At 62.9% G+C, this 16,598-nt stretch carries 16 protein-coding genes; 8 read left to right on the top strand and 8 right to left on the bottom strand.

The features are described from left to right. Window positions 1-37 precede the first annotated feature (37 nt). The 3 genes from AC4D2E_RS13840 to AC4D2E_RS13830 are packed head-to-tail and all read right to left on the bottom strand — an operon-like array spanning window position 38 to window position 2,817. Window positions 38-1,228, bottom strand: coding sequence for a histidinol-phosphate transaminase (locus AC4D2E_RS13840; RefSeq protein ID WP_490952986.1), 1,191 nt, complete (start codon window positions 1,226-1,228; stop codon window positions 38-40). Window positions 1,229-1,237: 9 nt separating this feature from the next. Then, window positions 1,238-2,512: a hypothetical protein gene (locus AC4D2E_RS13835; protein ID WP_490952985.1), complete on the bottom strand. Its 1,275-nt coding sequence runs from the start codon at window positions 2,510-2,512 to the stop codon at window positions 1,238-1,240. Beyond that, on the bottom strand, window positions 2,509-2,817 hold the full coding sequence (locus AC4D2E_RS13830) for a hypothetical protein (protein ID WP_490952984.1): 309 nt from the start codon (window positions 2,815-2,817) through the stop codon (window positions 2,509-2,511). Before AC4D2E_RS13830 ends, AC4D2E_RS13835 begins: the two co-directional genes overlap by 4 nt. A gap of 158 nt (window positions 2,818-2,975) precedes the next feature. Between AC4D2E_RS13830 and purB the strand changes: the two genes are divergently transcribed. The 4 genes from purB (at window position 2,976) to AC4D2E_RS13810 (ending at window position 9,992) form a co-directional block, all read left to right on the top strand. Further along, window positions 2,976-4,406 (top strand): adenylosuccinate lyase, encoded by a 1,431-nt coding sequence (gene purB, locus AC4D2E_RS13825; protein ID WP_490952983.1) that lies wholly within the window; start codon window positions 2,976-2,978, stop codon window positions 4,404-4,406. A gap of 61 nt (window positions 4,407-4,467) precedes the next feature. Then, the gene (locus AC4D2E_RS13820) at window positions 4,468-5,355 is read left to right on the top strand and encodes an endonuclease/exonuclease/phosphatase family protein (RefSeq protein ID WP_490952982.1); all 888 of its coding nucleotides are present in this window, start codon (window positions 4,468-4,470) and stop codon (window positions 5,353-5,355) included. A gap of 81 nt (window positions 5,356-5,436) precedes the next feature. Next, window positions 5,437-6,879 carry a lipase maturation factor family protein gene (locus AC4D2E_RS13815; protein WP_490952981.1) on the top strand — a complete coding sequence of 481 codons (1,443 nt, stop codon included), beginning with the start codon at window positions 5,437-5,439 and terminating at the stop codon, window positions 6,877-6,879. A 671-nt stretch (window positions 6,880-7,550) separates the two neighbouring features. After that, window positions 7,551-9,992 carry a hypothetical protein gene (locus tag AC4D2E_RS13810; protein ID WP_490952980.1) on the top strand — a complete coding sequence of 814 codons (2,442 nt, stop codon included), beginning with the start codon at window positions 7,551-7,553 and terminating at the stop codon, window positions 9,990-9,992. A 37-nt stretch (window positions 9,993-10,029) separates the two neighbouring features. Here AC4D2E_RS13810 and AC4D2E_RS13805 read toward each other — a convergent pair whose 3' ends face one another. The 3 genes from AC4D2E_RS13805 to AC4D2E_RS13795 all read right to left on the bottom strand — a co-directional run bounded on the left by AC4D2E_RS13805 (window position 10,030) and on the right by AC4D2E_RS13795 (window position 11,666). Then, window positions 10,030-10,758: a class I SAM-dependent methyltransferase gene (locus tag AC4D2E_RS13805; protein ID WP_490952979.1), complete on the bottom strand. Its 729-nt coding sequence runs from the start codon at window positions 10,756-10,758 to the stop codon at window positions 10,030-10,032. A gap of 92 nt (window positions 10,759-10,850) precedes the next feature. Next, window positions 10,851-11,174, bottom strand: coding sequence for a hypothetical protein (locus AC4D2E_RS13800; RefSeq protein ID WP_490952978.1), 324 nt, complete (start codon window positions 11,172-11,174; stop codon window positions 10,851-10,853). A 69-nt stretch (window positions 11,175-11,243) separates the two neighbouring features. Continuing rightward, complete coding sequence (locus AC4D2E_RS13795; protein WP_490952977.1) at window positions 11,244-11,666, bottom strand: hypothetical protein; 423 nt, start codon at window positions 11,664-11,666, stop codon at window positions 11,244-11,246. A 197-nt stretch (window positions 11,667-11,863) separates the two neighbouring features. Here AC4D2E_RS13795 and AC4D2E_RS13790 point away from each other — a divergent pair, with 197 nt between their 5' ends. The 4 genes from AC4D2E_RS13790 to AC4D2E_RS13775 all read left to right on the top strand — a co-directional run bounded on the left by AC4D2E_RS13790 (window position 11,864) and on the right by AC4D2E_RS13775 (window position 15,386). Next, on the top strand, window positions 11,864-12,634 hold the full coding sequence (locus AC4D2E_RS13790; protein ID WP_490952976.1) for a hypothetical protein: 771 nt from the start codon (window positions 11,864-11,866) through the stop codon (window positions 12,632-12,634). 153 nt (window positions 12,635-12,787) lie between these two features. Next, the gene (locus AC4D2E_RS13785) at window positions 12,788-13,867 is read left to right on the top strand and encodes a hypothetical protein (protein WP_490952975.1); all 1,080 of its coding nucleotides are present in this window, start codon (window positions 12,788-12,790) and stop codon (window positions 13,865-13,867) included. Further along, a complete protein-coding gene (locus AC4D2E_RS13780) occupies window positions 13,864-14,232 on the top strand; it encodes a GntR family transcriptional regulator (RefSeq protein ID WP_490952974.1) in 369 nt (122 codons plus the stop codon). The genes AC4D2E_RS13785 and AC4D2E_RS13780 overlap by 4 nt, the downstream gene beginning before the upstream one ends. 413 nt (window positions 14,233-14,645) lie before the next feature. Further along, window positions 14,646-15,386 (top strand): hypothetical protein, encoded by a 741-nt coding sequence (locus AC4D2E_RS13775; protein WP_490952973.1) that lies wholly within the window; start codon window positions 14,646-14,648, stop codon window positions 15,384-15,386. Between the two features lie 91 nt (window positions 15,387-15,477). Here AC4D2E_RS13775 and AC4D2E_RS13770 read toward each other — a convergent pair whose 3' ends face one another. Then, the gene (locus AC4D2E_RS13770; protein WP_490952972.1) at window positions 15,478-15,984 is read right to left on the bottom strand and encodes a DUF7010 family protein; all 507 of its coding nucleotides are present in this window, start codon (window positions 15,982-15,984) and stop codon (window positions 15,478-15,480) included. Window positions 15,985-16,122: 138 nt separating this feature from the next. Continuing rightward, window positions 16,123-16,353: a hypothetical protein gene (locus AC4D2E_RS13765; RefSeq protein ID WP_490952971.1), complete on the bottom strand. Its 231-nt coding sequence runs from the start codon at window positions 16,351-16,353 to the stop codon at window positions 16,123-16,125. Window positions 16,354-16,598 lie beyond the last annotated feature (245 nt).

Here is a 16,598-nt window from a genome sequence, read left to right as displayed (position 1 = left end):
ACAACATATGTTCCCGGGACGTACTGATCAAGACTAGTCAGCGCCGGCCCGACGGCCTATTTAAGTCCGCTTCTCCCATTGAGGGGCGGTGCGTGTACTCTCCGCACAGCTCGAGGAAACGGGTGTTGGCGGCCTCCTCACCGATCGACACGCGGACGCCCTCCGACCCGAAGGCCCGGACGGACAGGGCCCGCTCCGCTGCCTTCGCCGCGAAGTCCTGGGTGTGCTCGCCGAGCGCCAACCAGACGAAGTTTCCCTCGGCCTCCGGGATGCGCCAACCCAGCCCGTGCAGCCCCTCGACGACGCGGACGCGCTCGACGACGATCGACTCGACCCGGGCTTCGACCTCCTCGATGTGCCGGAGCGACGTCACGGCAGCGTGCTCGGCGATCTGCGACACGGCGAACGGGACGGCGCTGACGCGCAGGTGCTCGGTGAGCGCCTGTTGGGACACCGAGTAGCCCACCCGGAGGCCGGCGAGGCCGTGGGCCTTGGAGAAGGTCCGCAGCACGATCACGTTCGCATGCTCCCGGTACAGCTCGATGCCGTCGACGGCATCCGGGCGCCGCACGAACTCCTGGTACGCCTCGTCGATGACGACCACCACGTGCGAGGGCACCTTCGTCAGGAAGCCGACCACCTGGTCCCGCGTGAGGATGGGCCCGGTGGGGTTGTTGGGGGTGCAGAGCAGGACGACGCGCGTGCGGTCGGTGATCGCCGCGGCCATCGCGTCGAGGTCATGCGTGCCGTCCTCCCGGACCGGGACCTGCACGCCCGCAGCACCCGCGAGGCCCACGCTGATGGGGTAGGCCTCGAACGAGCGCCAGGCGTAGATCACCTCGTCGGGTGCGTCGAAGTCGTTCTGGCCGGCGAAGGTGGCGAGGATCTGGTTCAGGGCGCCGAGGCTGCCCGCACCCGTGACGATGTCCGTCGCAGGAACGCCGAGGTAGCCCGCCAGCTCGGTCCGCAGCGCCGTCGTCATGGGATCCGGGTAACGGTTGATCGACGTCTCGGCGGCGATCGCGGCCAGGACCGCGGGCAGGGGCGGCAGCGGGTTCTCATTCGAGGACAGCTTGAAGCTCTCCAGTCCCTCGACCACCACGGGCGGTTTCCCGGCCGCATAGCGGGGAAGCCTGCCGAGGACCCCACGCGGGCGGATCCCGGCGGCCTCGGAAGCTGCGGCCGCGGGGCCTGGAGATGGTGCCGGACGGTCCTCGATCGATGTCATGGCCATAGCCTAGACCGGCCGTGCGCCTCGCGGCGCCTGCTCCCGGACGGCGGAGTGCGGCCGGTCGGCTCGACGCGTGGCCGCGAAGGAGTAGCGGCGCGCCACGCCGCCGGCGCCGGCGGTGGCCAGGAGCGCCGCCGCGGGGGCGAGCGACGGCGCGTCCCCGGCATCGACGAGACGCGCACCCCGCGCATAGTTCTCGAGTTTGTGGGCCGGACCGAAGCCCCGCGGTTCGGCCGAGCCATCGGGCCCTCGAACCGGCTCCGGCACCGGGGTGGCGAGGGTGACGGTGGTCGTGTGGCGGTCGTCGCCGTTCGGCGAGGAGTCGAGATCGGGGACCACGTCCTCCTCGTGCTCCAGGTGCAGGTACTCCGTGGCGCCGGTCGCGGACCATCCGGTGGGTGACCCGACGGTCAGGACCAGTCGGACGTCGTAGCGGCCGCCCACGCCTGCCGACTCCGCGAGATTGACGGCGTGCAGGCCGCCCTGGCTGTACCCCGCGACGAGGAGTGCGTCCCCCTCCTGCGCGCCGGCCCGATCGAGGGCCCGCAGGACGGCCTCCTCCGTGAAGCGGCTGTCCTCAACGAGGGCCTCCGCGATGCCCGACGCGTCGAAGGGATTGCTCCCCGCCTGCCCCTCGGGGCTCCCCGATTGCGTGCCGGGCAGGACGACGACGTAGACGGGCTCGTCGTCGGACCCCGCCCGCAGCACCTCGAAGGTGCCGGGAGCATCACCCTCGACCGCGGCCAACCGCTCCAGCACGCCGCCGACCGTCCCGTCGAACCGCACGGCCGCCCCGGTCTCGGCCGCGGTCAGCTCGACGGGGCCGACGGTCAGGACGCCGTGATCGATCGCCGCACGCGCGAGGCTCCGGGCCGCATCCTCGGACGCCCGGCGTGCGGCCTCGGTCGCGGCGAGCGCGACGTCGTCGGCCAGGCGGTAGGCGAGTAGACCGGCACGGAGCCGCGCCTCCGCCGAGGCGAGCGCCCGGGCGTTCGCCAGGGCGGCGGTCCAGGCTTCGTCGAGCTGTGCCAGGGCCGCCTGGTACTGCAGTCCGGCCACGCCGCCGGGGAGGTGGAGGTGCATGATGCGCCACGGGAGCTCGCTGACGTCGCGGTCCAGGAACCCCAGGGCGACGGCGACGTCCCCCGCATCAGCGGCGAGGAGGGCCAGCACGCGGGCGGCCTCCTCCAGCTCCTCCCACTGGAACCGGATCCCGCCGACGCCTCCGCGCACGGCCATCCGACCGTCGTCGCCCACGACGGGGCGCAGCCCGTCCGTCACGGCCCCACCCCGTGCTGCCGTTCCTCGGCGTCCCGCACCAGGCGGGCGAAGGCGCCGAGGTCCTGTGCGGCGCACTCGAGCAGATCCATGGTGCGGTTCAATTCCTCGCAGCGGTCCGCCAGATAGGCGCGGAAATTGCTGCCGGCGGGAGATTCCCAGGAGAGCAGGCCGACCGACAGCGCATGCGTGCGGATGTCCCCCAGCTGCCCTGCATGCCACCGGAGCCGGGCAGCCATTCCAGCCACCTCGGAGCTCACGACCGCCCATGTTTCGCCCGACCCTCCGCCGTCCACGCCGGCGTCCATGGCCACTCCTCTCCTCCGCCCGTCCGTCAACGCTAGGAGTGGAGCGGGAGAGTCCGGACGGCGGGGCCGGTATGTGGACAGGGACGACGACGGGTCAAGGGCGCGGGACGCCCCGCGGCGGGTGAGACCCGCCGTCGGCACCGTGAAAGGATGGGGGAATGGCTGACTCCGCGCTCCCCCGGGTTGAATTCGCTGCTCTGTCCAGAGGGGAGGGGACATCCCTGACGCTCGGTCCGCTCGACGGCCGGTATCGCGAGGCCGTCGCCCCGCTCGTCGACTTCCTCTCGGAGGCGGCACTCAACCGGGACCGCGTCCACGTCGAGGTCGAATGGCTGATCCACCTCACACGGCACTCCGTGCTGCCCGGGACCGGTCCCCTCGACGCCGACCAGGAGGCACGGCTGCGCGCGATCGTCACGTCCTTCGACGCGGGGGCCGTGGCGGAGCTCGGCGAGATCGAGGCCGTCACGGTGCACGACGTCAAGGCGGTGGAGTACTTCATCGGTCGGAGGCTGGACGGGATCGGGATCGGCCACCTGAAGCCGCTGGTCCACTTCGGCTGCACGTCGGAGGACATCAACAACCTCTCCTACGCCCTCGGCGTGAAGGGTGCCGTCCTGGACGTCTGGTTGCCGGCCGCCCGGGCGCTCGTCGCGTCGATCGCGGACCTGGCGCGCACGTCACGGGACACCCCGATGCTCTCGCGCACACACGGCCAGCCCGCGACCCCCACCACGCTCGGCAAGGAGATGGCCGTCGTCGTGCACCGCCTGACGCGACAGCTCGACCGCATCGCGGCCACGGAGTTCCTCGGGAAGATCAACGGGGCCACCGGCACGTACGCCGCCCACTACGCGTCCGTCCCGCAGGCGGACTGGCAGGACGTCGCGCGGTCCTTCGTGGAGGGCCTCGGCCTGACCTGGAACCCCCTCACCACGCAGATCGAGTCGCACGACTGGCAGGCGGAGCTGTATTCCGACGTCGCCCGCTTCAACCGGATCCTCCACAACTTCTGCACGGACGTGTGGAGCTACATCTCGATCGGGTACTTCGCCCAGATCCCGGTGGCGGGCGCCACGGGATCCTCGACGATGCCGCACAAGGTCAACCCGATCCGTTTCGAGAACGCGGAAGCCAACCTGGAGATCTCCTCCGGCCTGCTCGACGTCCTGGCGTCGACGCTAGTGACCTCCCGGTGGCAGCGCGACCTGACCGACTCGTCGAGCCAGCGCAACATCGGGGTCGCCCTCGGGCATTCGCTGCTGGCCGTCTCGAACGTCGTGAAGGGCCTCGCCCGGCTGGACGTGGCCGAGGACGTCCTCGCGGCGGACCTCGACGGCAACTGGGAGGTCCTCGGGGAAGCGGTGCAGATGGTCATGCGCGCCGAGGCGATCGCCGGCGTGCCGGGCCTCGACGACCCGTACGAGCGGCTCAAGGACCTGACCCGTGGGCACCGCGTGGATGCCGGACGCATGCGCGAGTTCGTCGGCGGCCTCGGCCTCAGCGCGGAGGCCGAGCAGCGGCTCCTCGCCCTGACGCCCGCGCGGTACACGGGGATCGCGGCCGACCTGGTGGACCACCTCCGCTGACCGGGCGCCGGCGTAGCGCCGGGCAGCAGCCGCCATGCACGTGCCGCACCGGAAGGGCTCCATGCCACGAACACCCGCAGCATCGCCGTCACCCGCCCTGATCAGGACCGGCCGCCACTCCCTCCACGTGATGAGCTTCAACATCCGGTACGACCGCCCGGCGACGCAACCCGACGACGTGGACTACTGGCCGGACAGGATCGCACCCCTGCAGGACCTGTTGCGCCGGGAGGTGCCGACGGTCCTCGGGGTGCAGGAGGCCCTCCACCACCAGCTGACGGTGATCGAGGCGGCCCTGCCGCCGCGGTACCGCATGATCGGTGCCGGCAGGGACGGAGGCAGCCGCGGCGAGTACTCGGCGATCTTCTACGACGCCCGGCGCCTGCGGCTCATCGAATGGGACCAGTTCTGGCTGTCGGACACCCCCAGGCTCATCGGCTCGTCCACCTGGGGCAACGGCGTGACGCGCATCGTGACATGGGGCCGCTTCCACGACGGCGGGACCGACCGGGAGATCCTCCTCGTGAACACGCACTTCGACCACGAGTCCGACGACGCGCGGGTCCGCAGCGCCGCCGCGGTGCTGGACCTCGTGCGCTTCTTCCGCCCCGCCCTCCCTGCCATCGTGATGGGCGACTTCAATGCCGACGCCGGACCGTCCTCCGCGTACCGCCGATTCCTCGACTCGGGAGTCCTCGTCGATGCGTGGGCCCGCGCCGACGAGCGCCTGACGCCCGCGTACGGCACCTACCCCCGCTACGGCCGTCCCGTGGACGGCGGTGCGCGGATCGACTGGATCCTCACCACACCGGACGTGCTCGTCCGCCAGGCGGCCGTGAACACCTCCACTCTGGACGGCAGGTACGCGAGCGACCATGCCGCGGTGCAGGCCCTCGTCGACCTCCCGCCCCGACGCCACGAGCCGGGTCCCCCGGAGCCGATCAGCTAGCAGGACAGCCGGCTCCGAGGCCGCAGACCTCGGGGTCGAAACGCCCTTGACGCCCCTCGCCGGGGGCCGGACGCTGAGGGGGTGGAGTGGGTCGCCGGCGTCCTCGCCGCCGAGGACTACGAGGTGGGGCGGCAGATCGCGCAGCGCGGGGTCGCCGCCGTGTACCTCATCGCGTTCCTGTCCGCCGTCGCCCAGTTCCCGGCCCTCCTCGGCGAGAAGGGCCTGCTGCCGGTCCCCGTGTTCCTCGAACGGGCCGGCACGCGGGCCGGTCCGTCGCTCTTCCGCCGCGGCTACACGGACCGCCGCCTGCGGGCCGTAGCCTGGACCGGCGCGGCCGTCTCCGCTCTGCTCGTCCTTGGCATCCCGCAAACCGGACCGCCGTGGGTCCCCCTGATCGCCTTCCTCCTGATCTGGTGGCTGTACACGTCGATCGTGAACGTGGGTCAGGCGTTCTACGGTTTCGGCTGGGAGAGCCTCCTGCTGGAGGCGGGGTTCATCGTCGCGTTCCTGGGGTCCACGGAGATCGCACCGCCGTTCCTGGTCCTACTGATGATCCGCTGGCTCGTCTTCCGGCTCGAATTCGGGGCCGGGATGATCAAGATGCGCGGCGACCGCTCCTGGCGCGACCTGACGGCCCTGTACTACCACCACGAGACCCAGCCCATGCCGAACCCGGCCAGCCGGTTCTTCCACCTGCTGCCGAAACCGCTGCACCGCCTCGAGGTGGCCGGGAACCACGTCACGCAGCTGGCCGTCCCGTTCCTCCTCTTCACGCCGCAGCCGGTGGCGGGCTTCGCGGCGCTGGTCATCATCGTCACGCAGGGCTGGCTCGTGCTCTCCGGCAACTTCGCCTGGCTCAACACCCTGACGATCATCCTGACCTTCGCCGCGGTGCCCGATTCCTTCTACGAGGCGGCGTTCCCGGCCCTCGACCTGTCCGGCGCCTACCAGCCGACGCCGCTGTACGTGACCGTCGTCGTCGTCCCCGCGATTCTCCTGCTCGCCTACCTGAGTTGGCCGGCGCTGCTGAACCTGTTCGCCCGGCGGCAGCTCATGAACGCGAGCTTCAACCGGTGGCACCTCGGCAACGCCTACGGGGCGTTCGGGAGCGTGACGAAGGTGCGGTACGAGGTGATCGTGGAGGGAACGCTCGACGACGTGGGTCCCGGCGCACGCTGGCGTGAGTACGAGTTCAAGGGCAAGCCCGGAGACCCGTCACGGATGCCGCGCCAGTTCGCGCCGTACCACCTGCGGCTGGACTGGATGATGTGGTTCCTCGCCCTCGGCTCGGAGCGGGGCTGGTTCACCCCGTTCCTGGTGAAGCTCCTCGAGGCGGACCCGCTGATCCTGAAGCTGCTCCGCCAGGACCCCTTCGACGGCGGGCGGCCCCGCTACGTCCGGGCCCGCATCTTCATCTACCGCTTCTCCACCCGGGAGGAGAAACGGGCCACCGGGCTGTGGTGGATCCGCGAGCCGCAGGGCGTCCTGGTGCACCCGGCCTCACTGCGGGCCGAGGCTTCCTGAGTGCGTGCCTGATGCGCCGTGGCGGGTCAGCCCATGGTCGCTGCTGCAAACATGTCCCGCTTCTGGACCCGGCAGCGACGAGTGCGTCGAGTTGCGGCCGCGCGTTCTGGGTCGATGTGCTCACGCGGGTGTATTCGAGATGGCCCATTCGACCAATGTGCCTCAGAAAGTCCTAATGAGACGGCGACTGAGACCGTTTATAGCGAGACGACTTTCCGAGACAGGACGTGCCCCGGATTTCCGCGGAAATTCTCGAGCTCAGGGGACGCCGGCCGAGTGCCTCAGAAAACTGTAGTTTTATGAGACACACCCGGAGGGCGGTTGCCCTAGAGAGGCGTACCGCTTGTGGTAGCTTTGCGCCCGTTTTCATCGTCCCGGGTAAACGCCCCTTCCCCGACCTGATGGCACTGACTAGCCCTCTGGGTCCCAGCAGGAGCGGTGAACGACCGGCTTACGGACACTAGCCCTCGACGGCTTGGTAGCCCAGATGGTCCTAATCACCTGAAGCGTCAGTGATTGCCGATCACAACGTCACGGCACCCCATGCGACGAAACGCGAGATCCCAACCGAGTCAGGACAAACACCGAACCACCAGCCAACTCCCATCTAGTAGTCTGCAACCATAAACTTTCCACTGACGGTTATGGTCGGATCCCATACAGACAACTAAGTGGCAGAAAACGGGGGTATTGTGGCAATCAAACCACTCAAGCGTTCAGAACTAGCAGAAAAATACGCTGACAAAACTTGGAGGGACCGTTACCTTGATTTGACGGACCTCGTATCCCTGCTCCGGGACTGCATCATAGACTCAAGCTACAAGGTGTCCGACGAACTCAATGGGGCAATTACGCTCTCCGCCTCAGGTCGTAAGGTTCGAGATCAACTAGTAACTAAAGAACAAGTTAATGCTAAGGAAGCAAACGTTCTTACTTTGCTTGGGTTGGTCCACATCGACCCTCTCGTCGACGTCATAAATCTTGACTTCGAAAAACTCGAGCTTGCTATCTCAAATGAGATCAAGTCGAAATCCCTTACTTATCCCCTGATCTACGGACGAGACCTGTACGATCGAGCAGCAGAACTCTTTACCGAAGAACGGGATTACCTGCGCCATGATGACACGCTAAAACTCCTCAAAGACCTTCCACAAGGAGTCTTCCAAGCAGGAAAGTATCTCATAGGGCCGTTCGGTTTGATCAAATGCGACCATTATCGTCTTCGATACGCTACAACAACTGTTCCAATGCAGCACTGTTCGGACCATTCGTGCCCCAGTGTTCACCGAGTTCAACTATCCACAAGTTATGACGCAGGAGTGAACCGGAACAGGCGTGCTCTGAACAAAATCTTGGATCAAATTTCTGATGAGCCTTCGGAGTGGAACGGATTTATGTCCGACATCACGGAGGACCTTCTCAATGGTTATGAAGTGAATAACTCCTCGACAATGCCTGAGCTTCTTGGAGACGGATTCAGCGATGTGGAACTTCGGGTCATTTTGCAGAATTCACCTAGGTTCACTGCAGGGCGCACAATAGCTGTCGCCAAAAGCGTGGGCATTGCCGGACTCACTGAAGCTCATGTTAGGCAGTTAGATCGCGCGCAGATACTGCAACTACTGTTGACTGAATCCGACGACGAGTTGGCTAACCTTGTAGATTCTTGTGTCAGGGACAATGTGATAAAAATTCCGGCTGGGGAGATTCGCCGCCCGAAGGTAAATGCGCAGCGCCGCTCGGGAGCATGGCGACTCGGAGCACAATTGAGTGAACATGGCGTGCGTTTCACCGGCGGCGGCCGCCAACTCCCACTACTTCGCCTCTCTGCGCTTAGCCGAAGTCTCTTCAACAGCGATTCTGCTCCTGAGATCGAGGAACTGGCATGGCTTCTCAGAGACACCCCTGGTGACACAACTGAGGCTCGGCTCGAGGAGTTTTTGAGGGTCTCTGAGCCTCGACTCGTTCTGGAAAAGTTGGTGCTTGCAAGTAAAAAGAACGCCGAACATGCTGGTAAAGAACTCAAGGTCCCACTTGATCAGCCCGACAACCAAGTCATCGATGCGCTTTTGTGGAAGTTAGGGTTCCCGCTTGGCCGACGGCTTGATGTTCGCGATGATTATTGGCGAAACCACGAAAAACTTGAAAGTTTCGTAAGAACGGCAGAATCGAGTTTGGGACTGAACGAAGAACGATTGCGAGGATTGTCCTCCAACTACTTCGTGAATCTTGAAAGATTCATTATGGATTCGTTGACCTTCCTCACTTGGTCCCTGTTGAATGATCATCACACTTCAGAGCAATCCTACGTTTTTTATCCAGATGCTGCCGTGCAGTTCACAATTGGAACATTAAATCAGTTCTATGAAGGCAGTCGCAGGAATTCTGACAATGACCTTAGATTGGACTCAAATCTAAGCCAAATTGTTCAAGGTTTTTCTCGCTTGTCCAAGCATTTAGAGGACCTCCGAAATAAAGAAGATAGATACAGAAGAGTCGAAGGGTCATTTCCTAAGTTCCATGATAAAACGCAACTTCAGAAGTTCCCCTTCAGCCATATCGTTCCGTTTCTGGATCTTACCGCAGAATCCCAAGTAAAGTTTGTTCAAGTACTTGGTCAGGTATCGTCCGATCTCAACGATTCGGGAATTATGACGGCGCGAAACGGCCTCCTTCACGCGAAACAGGAAACACCAACTTTGGACGAGTTGCGAGAGGCTTTGGATCGATCCCGACGCGCCTTGGACCGGCTTGAACAGATAGGTGGCGTCCGAACGACGTATGTCATGGCCAAGAGCCAGGCCAACTCCTGGGGCCGCTGGAATATCACGATGGAATCGAGTGGGAAGCAAATTCAATTTTCAACCCCTTCGTCTTACAGTTGGTTGGGCTTGCCCGGACTGACCAGTTCGCAGTATTTGATTCACGGGGCTCTCTTCGCGCCTCCGAATGAAATGCTGAGGTTCGTTGAGGGGTTTGAGTCGGAGTACGCCTCCTACTGGAACGGATATGAACGCCGACCAGAACCAGGCAACCGCATTGTGGCGGGCCAGTCCGAGAATCTTGCCGCTCCGATGGAGACTGGAACCTTCGTTGCAGCGAAAGCTGACTAGCTACGGCGATGGATCAGTTACCCGGTCAAGGATCGGCTTACAAGCGGACGGCAATGACCAGAAGTGCTCCAACTCCGTTTCCAACTGGCTCACCCTGATACCCGCCGAATACGTCCTCAACTGTCAGGCCTGCTTGCTTGAGCATGAGGCGGAGCTGGTCCTGCGAACGAAAACGCAGGGGCCCACACTCGACTCGCTCAGTCCCGTCCGGTGCCACCTCATGCGCACAAAAATCGACCAGCCCCGACTCTTCATCGACGTGCGTGGTCTGGTACCAGTGCTGAACTTCTCCCTCAGGCAGATCAACTATCCGATGACTGCGCTCCTTGGTCCAAGCCTCCCAACCGCGGGCATCCGGATCCCGCGCGTCGAAAGCGAGACGACCGCCAGGCACAAGGTGGGTGGCGATATCCCTGAAGGAATGAGCTAGTTCCGCGTCATCGAGGATTTCCTGAACAACGTTGGACGACATGATCGCCACGTCGAACCACGTTTCGGCAGGAATCGCACGGGAAGTGCCATCAACCCACTGAACCTGATCGGCACCCGGTTTTGAGCGAGCTGCCCGCAGGGAAGGCTGGTCAGGATCGACTCCCATCACGCTGCATCCAGCCGTTGCCGCGGCCAGGGTTATGCCCCCAGTCCCACAACCGAGGTCCAGCGCGCGTGCACCCGGGATTTCGGTCAGGAAACCGAGGAAGAAATCATCACTCGGTCCCCAGTCATTTACTGCGTCGTATAGGTCCGAGGCGTGATTGTCAGTCATCAGACCCAAGGTAGTCGGTGCCGGCAGTAATCTGCTGAGGACGCACGGTACTGGATCCTTCAGTGGGGTCTATCAATTGAATCGACCGTGGTTCATCTGGCCTCGACTCCGTATTCTGTGAATTGGAGCAGACGCTCACCGCCACCTGAGGTATCGATGGCTTCCTGCAGATGTATCGCGAACAATCGGAGCTGCCCGCTAAGGGCGGTCTCATCGCCGGGATGAGCCATGATTTCTGGATCGTTCGCGCGGATCCCCTCGAGGATGCCGGCGAGTGGCGCATCGAAGGCGTACTCCCGACCATCGGATGTGCGGAGCCGCACCTGACCCGCCGGTCCTTCCTCGCTGATGCAAAGGGTCCCAGACCAGGCAAGAGCTGCTCGCATGGCTTGCACGAGTTCGGGATAGTTCTGCATCCACTCAGCGTGCCCGATGTACTACAGAAGGACTAGAGAGGATCCCTCCACGTACAGATCGGCTCGGTTCTACCGGATGAGGATGTTGGTCTGTACTTCGGCCCAGTTGTCGCGCTGTAGATTCTCGCTGTCGTAGGAGTCGGTTACCAGCGTCATCTGAGGCAGCTCTGTGTTTCCACCCGGAGTGACAGTGATTAGTTGACCGTTACCTCTGCCGCAGCCTCCAATGAAGTCAGAGTCCACGACGGCGTACGCACAGTAGCCCTCCTCGTCGTTCATTGTCCCTATGAAGTACGCGACTTGATCCTGCTCCGCGACCTTCCTGACCGAGTCGATGTTCACGCTTTCATCAACCACGACATCAGGCAGCCGGTCCTGAGCAGTTGCCTCTCGGTCCAAAGCAGCGATGCCGTATTCAGCGCTGCTGCAACCGCTGACTAAGGTCAGGGTTGAGATCAGTGCTGTTGCTGTTGCCATCTGCTTGAAGCGCACGATCGTCCTCTCCATAGCCGTCAAAAGCATTACCTGGTGACGACGCTACCAATGGACGTAGTTACATCTGATGCGCGTCCGGAAGCGCAACAGCACCGTTACCTGAAGGGATCCGTCAACGGACGCTGACGGAAGTGGGAGGCCATAGCAGCCACCCTGCTCCTTGACGGCTGCAGAAGTTCGGTAATACTGAGCGGATGGGAGCATGGGGAGTAGGTATTTTCAGCAATGATGACGCGGCTGACGCCAAAAGCGCCTTCGGAGACCTAATCAGGGGAGGTCTCACGGCTAGCGAAGCAACCGACATCATCCTGGACGAGTTCTGCTTTGGCGACCCCCTTGATTCAGACAACAACCCCGTTTGGCTCGGTTTAGCAGCAACGCAACATCGGCTGGGTCATATCGTTCCGTCAGTTATCGCACGGGCTATTGAGATAACTCAGTCACAGGACGAGTTCGACCGCTGGAGTGACGATGACAGGAAAGCTCGCCAGAGGGCCCTTGAGAAGCTCAAGCTCAAGCTTCTTGAGTCCCCACCGGAACCTCGGAAGTACAAGCCGATCAAACGCCGGGAAACTGCGCTTCCCATCGGAAGCCATCACCTGTTCATTGATCAGCCAACAGGATCTCAGCTCCTCCTCCGCGTACTTGGGAGATACATCGACGGTAAAGGTAGCTACCCAATCTTCGGTGTACTCGACTGGGACGGTAGTGAGCACGTCCTCCGAGCCCCGCAGCACGCAGAACAGGTCCGGCACCAACAACCGCTAGAGGCACACCGCCCCTTCGTAACGGCATCGGTCGTCCGGGAAGAGGTGGATCAAGACCATCTCAAACCCCTCCCAGGTACATACCCTCGCGACCAGATAACCGTGACGAGCACTGGTGGCTACTCCTTAGTCGGTTGGTCCGAGCTAGTCGACCACGTGAAGAAGGAACTTTCAGAGTTGCCCGCGACGGTTCGATAGACCATCCCTCCCCGGTCGTGGTGATCTTCAGCGATCCAAGATGTGAGCAATGTGCCCTGCTCCTTGGTTATCCAGAAGGAAATCCGCTGCTAGGCTGCGTCGCTCGCCAGTCTTGTACTGTGCCCTTGACACAAGACAAGAAGGTCGCTTGTATTGCAGAAACGGTACAAGCAAGGTGAGGGGGACGTGGTGGGATCGATTTTGATACTGGTGGCGGTCGTGCTGGTGGCATTCCTGGCGGTCGGGGTGTGGGTGGTGGTCCGACGAGCAGTACCTGGTAGTCAAGAGAATCCGATCCCCCAGCAGGAGTGGTCTGATCGCACCGGAGCCCAGGTCGCCCCTGTATATCGCGGGGAAGCCCGGGCGGCCCTCGCGGCTATGATCGCTGGGCTTTCAGGCGCGCTGGTGATGTGCCTGATGGGGTCCTGGTGGAGTGAGGGGTACGGAATTACGTATGCCCTCGCCGGCGGAGTAGGGGCGCTGGCCGGTGTGCTCGTCTACATCGTCTATCCCAGGCCTGCCTGGGGCGCGGAGGAAGGCGGGCGCGTTGTCGCTGAGCTTTCGCCGCGGGGGCCTACATCCTTTGCCCGGCAATGGGTGTTCGTCCTGCCGCTCTCCGCCGCGGTCATCCTCATCCTTGGGTTGCTGCTGGCCGGAAGCTATTCAGCAACGGATGAATACGGTCTGCACCGTGTTTTCCAGAGGCGAAGCCTGGCGGGCTGGGGTGTCCAAGACGGACAGGTCATCGACGTGCAGTACAACCTCTCGACCAACGGGCCGTTCCCGGGCTGGTACTACGGGATTCCGGTGATCATCTGCACACTTCTGCTGATCGCCGTCGTCTACTGGGCCTTACACCGCACGGCCACCGCTCCGCGGCCAGCTTCAACGGATCTATTTACGGCCGACACATTCCTCCGCTCACACCGCACCCTGTTCATCATGTGCGCATCCAGCGCCGCCCTCGCTTCCCAGATCGCGGGGCTCGCAGCGATCACCGGTATGGTCCTGAGCGCAGCTCACCGCGACTCGGTTCCAACAGCTGACCTTGATGCTGTTGCCGGCACGATCGCGGTCGAGCCCGGCCACACACTCGGGCTGATCATGATGATGTTCTCGTTGATCATCGCGGTCGCAGCGGTCGTCCTTCTCATCAAGGCCTGCTCCATCGTCGCCGGTTTGTGGTCGGCAGGCGGCGAGATACGACGCGCGCGACGTGAAACTGTCCGATGATCAGCGTCGACACCTCATCGCCCCTCTCCCCTGTCGAGCAAATCCGGTCACAACTCGCGGCTCAGATACGAGCCGGACAAATCCCAGCAGACGCCCGGCTCCCTCCCGTACGGCAGCTTGCCGCCGACCTTCGCGTGTCCGCCGGATCGGTGGCGAAGGCCTACAAAGAACTCGAGACCGCAGGACTGATCCGCACAGCACGAGCAGCAGGAACACGCGTGAACCCCGGTTACGCAACCACGAAGCCACTCATCCGTGCGGCAGAAATTCTCGCGCTTCAAGCAGCCGAAGAAGGTCTGGGCCTCACAGAAGCACAGGGGCTACTGGCACACGCATGGACGCAGATACAGTCCGCATCTAAATGAACGCCCCGGCCTCGATATAGCTCTAGTGGAAAGTGTTCAGTCGGAGAACCCGCTACCACGCGTCAATCAGTCCCACCGGCTGCCAACCCCTGCCGTTATTCCAATCAAAGGATCCCTTGCGCGGGAATGGTCGTTTATGCCACACGAGGTCCGACACAGTAGTCGAGGCCATCAAGGCTGTCCGGAGGCGTCCCGGTTAGCGCACCATCACCGGGCATTTTTTCGGGCGAGTTTTAAGGGAATTGGAGCTCACAGCACTCACATGAAACTTCTCCGCCTGGGCAAGCCGGGATGTGAGTGTTCCAGCGAAGGACCGGCTTACGGGCGCATTGCTGGTAGGTTCCACGGCCTTTTTCGTGTTGTGATTGCACACCTTCAGATCGGTCGGACGATATTCGACCAGACTGGGGGTTATGGGAAAAACGCGTCGGCTTTGGATGGGGTCGCTTGTCTTCAGCGCAATGGTATTGCTCGCCACGGTCGCGGTGATGGTCTTCGTTCCATCGCAGCAGGTGGTTCTTGAAGTGGTCGTGATGCTGACAGGACTATGCCTCGGAGCTTTCTGTTCGCGTTTTGGTGTCTCCCGGCCCTGGATGGGATCTGTCGTTCTCGTGGTGTTCCTTGCGGTGTGGTTCGCCCTGGGCGCAGCGGGATATGCCTGGTTCGGCGGGTGCCTCGCTGGAGTGTGGCTCGGCGTGGCCTGGGGGCGCGCCAGTAAGGCACGCGTCGTCGACGTAGGGGACCTGTGGAACGTGAACGGGCACGGCTTCCGGACTGTCGCCGACGCTCGTGTCGCCGCGATCGACGCGTTGCACGCTTTGAATGGCACGACGCGCGGGCGCTTGATCGTCGAGTACGGTTCAGCTCGTTTCGAAGCAGCCGGCAGTGCGGTTTCGGGACTTGTGTGTCATCGCACGGCTCATATGGAGCAAGTCGACTCTTGGGCTGTTCTGTCGCAGGCCGGAGCCATGGAGAACGGAAGCGTGGATGTGTCGATGGGTTCCGTGAGGGCTTTCCTTCCTTCGCACGTCGTGCAGGAGGCTCACCCGGTGGAGGCAGCACTGAGGGATTTCCTAACGAATCCTGAGGCTGAAGTGGTGGGCCGGGAATGGATGCTCGGCAAGGACGCTGCGGCAATGCGCCTGAGCTCCTGATTTTCGCAGCTCTTCATCAAAGACACACGAGCCCCCAGAACGCGCGTCGATCGTTGAGTGGACCTCTTGATGGAGCGTAGTTACCGTCGAGCTATGTCTTTGCCGGGGGTGCGAACATCCCAAGACTGTAGGCGAGCAAGATCAAGGACATAACCAGCCCTGACCCGACGGCTGCTCCGAGAGCACTGGTCTGAGTGCCGATCAGCAGGCCCACACTTCCGAGGACGGCAAGAACCCCTCCGAGGGTGTAGAACATGGGTTCCTTGAAGGCCCACGCGAAGGGTATGAAGTGGAGTCCGACGACCAGGGCGATCAGCGCGGGTTGAAGCTCCAAGTTGCCCATTGATGTAAGCCGTCCGGTGCCGAGTGCTATGAGAGCGAACTCCATGATTACGCAAAGAAGGTAGATTCCGATTTGCTGACCCCGAGGAGCAGTGAACGGGCCTAGGTAGCGCGGCGAGGCGAAGAGGAACCAGAGGGTGCAGGCACCGGCAGCAACGACCAGGGTGCGCGCGACGACAAGGAGGAGCACTGTGATTCCTGGCGTGTAGGAAAACACGAAGACGCACGCGCCGAACAGCCCGATGAGAGTTCCCATTCGCCGCGGATCCGCGAAGCGCGGAGGTGCATCAGTCGAGTTCCACCCAGCGCTTCTGCTACCTGTCACTGAAAGACCCCCTGAAGATAAGTCGTTATCGCCGGCCGCCGGCTACAACTCGAGAACCGCCGGTCGACATCAGTCCTGCGGGGTGTTGTTGGGTGCAGGGTCATCCTTGCTTGAGGTCTTTTGTGTCCCGAGGATGAGGAACGTAATACCTATAGTGAAGAACGCAATCCAGGACGTCGTGCCCGAAAACATCATTCCAATCGCAACGACGAGGAACACGATCCCGATAGGCAGGAATGCCTTGCCCCCGCCCTCCAATCCGTCGTTGGACTCGGCCAGTGGATTTCCGTCACCGTTCATCTGGCAGACGCTACGTCGGCAACCGGGAACGCGCAACGATGTCACGGGCCTCAGCGTCCAACACGCCGCAGGACGATCCTCACCGCACGGAGTTCAATGATCGGGTAGTCATGTCTCGGTGCCTCCTGAAGTGGAGCCAGGTATATCCGTCACACCGGGGCCACATTGGTTTGACACAATCACACTGCGCGGGTGGTGGGATGTCAGAATCCGCGCAGTATGACGACCGTTCTCGGGAAATGCTC

This window comes from Arthrobacter sp. TJ-265, assembly GCF_058269135.1.
Note: the sequence above shows the minus strand (reverse complement) of the source record. Positions and strands in the feature narration are given on the sequence as shown.

Coding starts and splice junctions, on each gene's coding strand:
- AC4D2E_RS13800 (WP_490952978.1), bottom strand. CDS start 11,174: ATGCAGAACTATCCCGAACTCGTGCAAGCCATGCGAGCAGCTCTTGCC.
- AC4D2E_RS13765 (WP_490952971.1), bottom strand. CDS start 16,353: ATGAACGGTGACGGAAATCCACTGGCCGAGTCCAACGACGGATTGGAG.
- AC4D2E_RS13820 (WP_490952982.1), top strand. CDS start 4,468: ATGCCACGAACACCCGCAGCATCGCCGTCACCCGCCCTGATCAGGACC.
- AC4D2E_RS13805 (WP_490952979.1), bottom strand. CDS start 10,758: ATGACTGACAATCACGCCTCGGACCTATACGACGCAGTAAATGACTGG.
- AC4D2E_RS13775 (WP_490952973.1), top strand. CDS start 14,646: ATGGGAAAAACGCGTCGGCTTTGGATGGGGTCGCTTGTCTTCAGCGCA.
- AC4D2E_RS13840 (WP_490952986.1), bottom strand. CDS start 1,228: ATGACATCGATCGAGGACCGTCCGGCACCATCTCCAGGCCCCGCGGCC.
- AC4D2E_RS13830 (WP_490952984.1), bottom strand. CDS start 2,817: ATGGACGCCGGCGTGGACGGCGGAGGGTCGGGCGAAACATGGGCGGTC.
- AC4D2E_RS13780 (WP_490952974.1), top strand. CDS start 13,864: ATGATCAGCGTCGACACCTCATCGCCCCTCTCCCCTGTCGAGCAAATC.
- AC4D2E_RS13790 (WP_490952976.1), top strand. CDS start 11,864: ATGGGAGCATGGGGAGTAGGTATTTTCAGCAATGATGACGCGGCTGAC.
- purB (WP_490952983.1), top strand. CDS start 2,976: ATGGCTGACTCCGCGCTCCCCCGGGTTGAATTCGCTGCTCTGTCCAGA.
- AC4D2E_RS13770 (WP_490952972.1), bottom strand. CDS start 15,984: ATGGGAACTCTCATCGGGCTGTTCGGCGCGTGCGTCTTCGTGTTTTCC.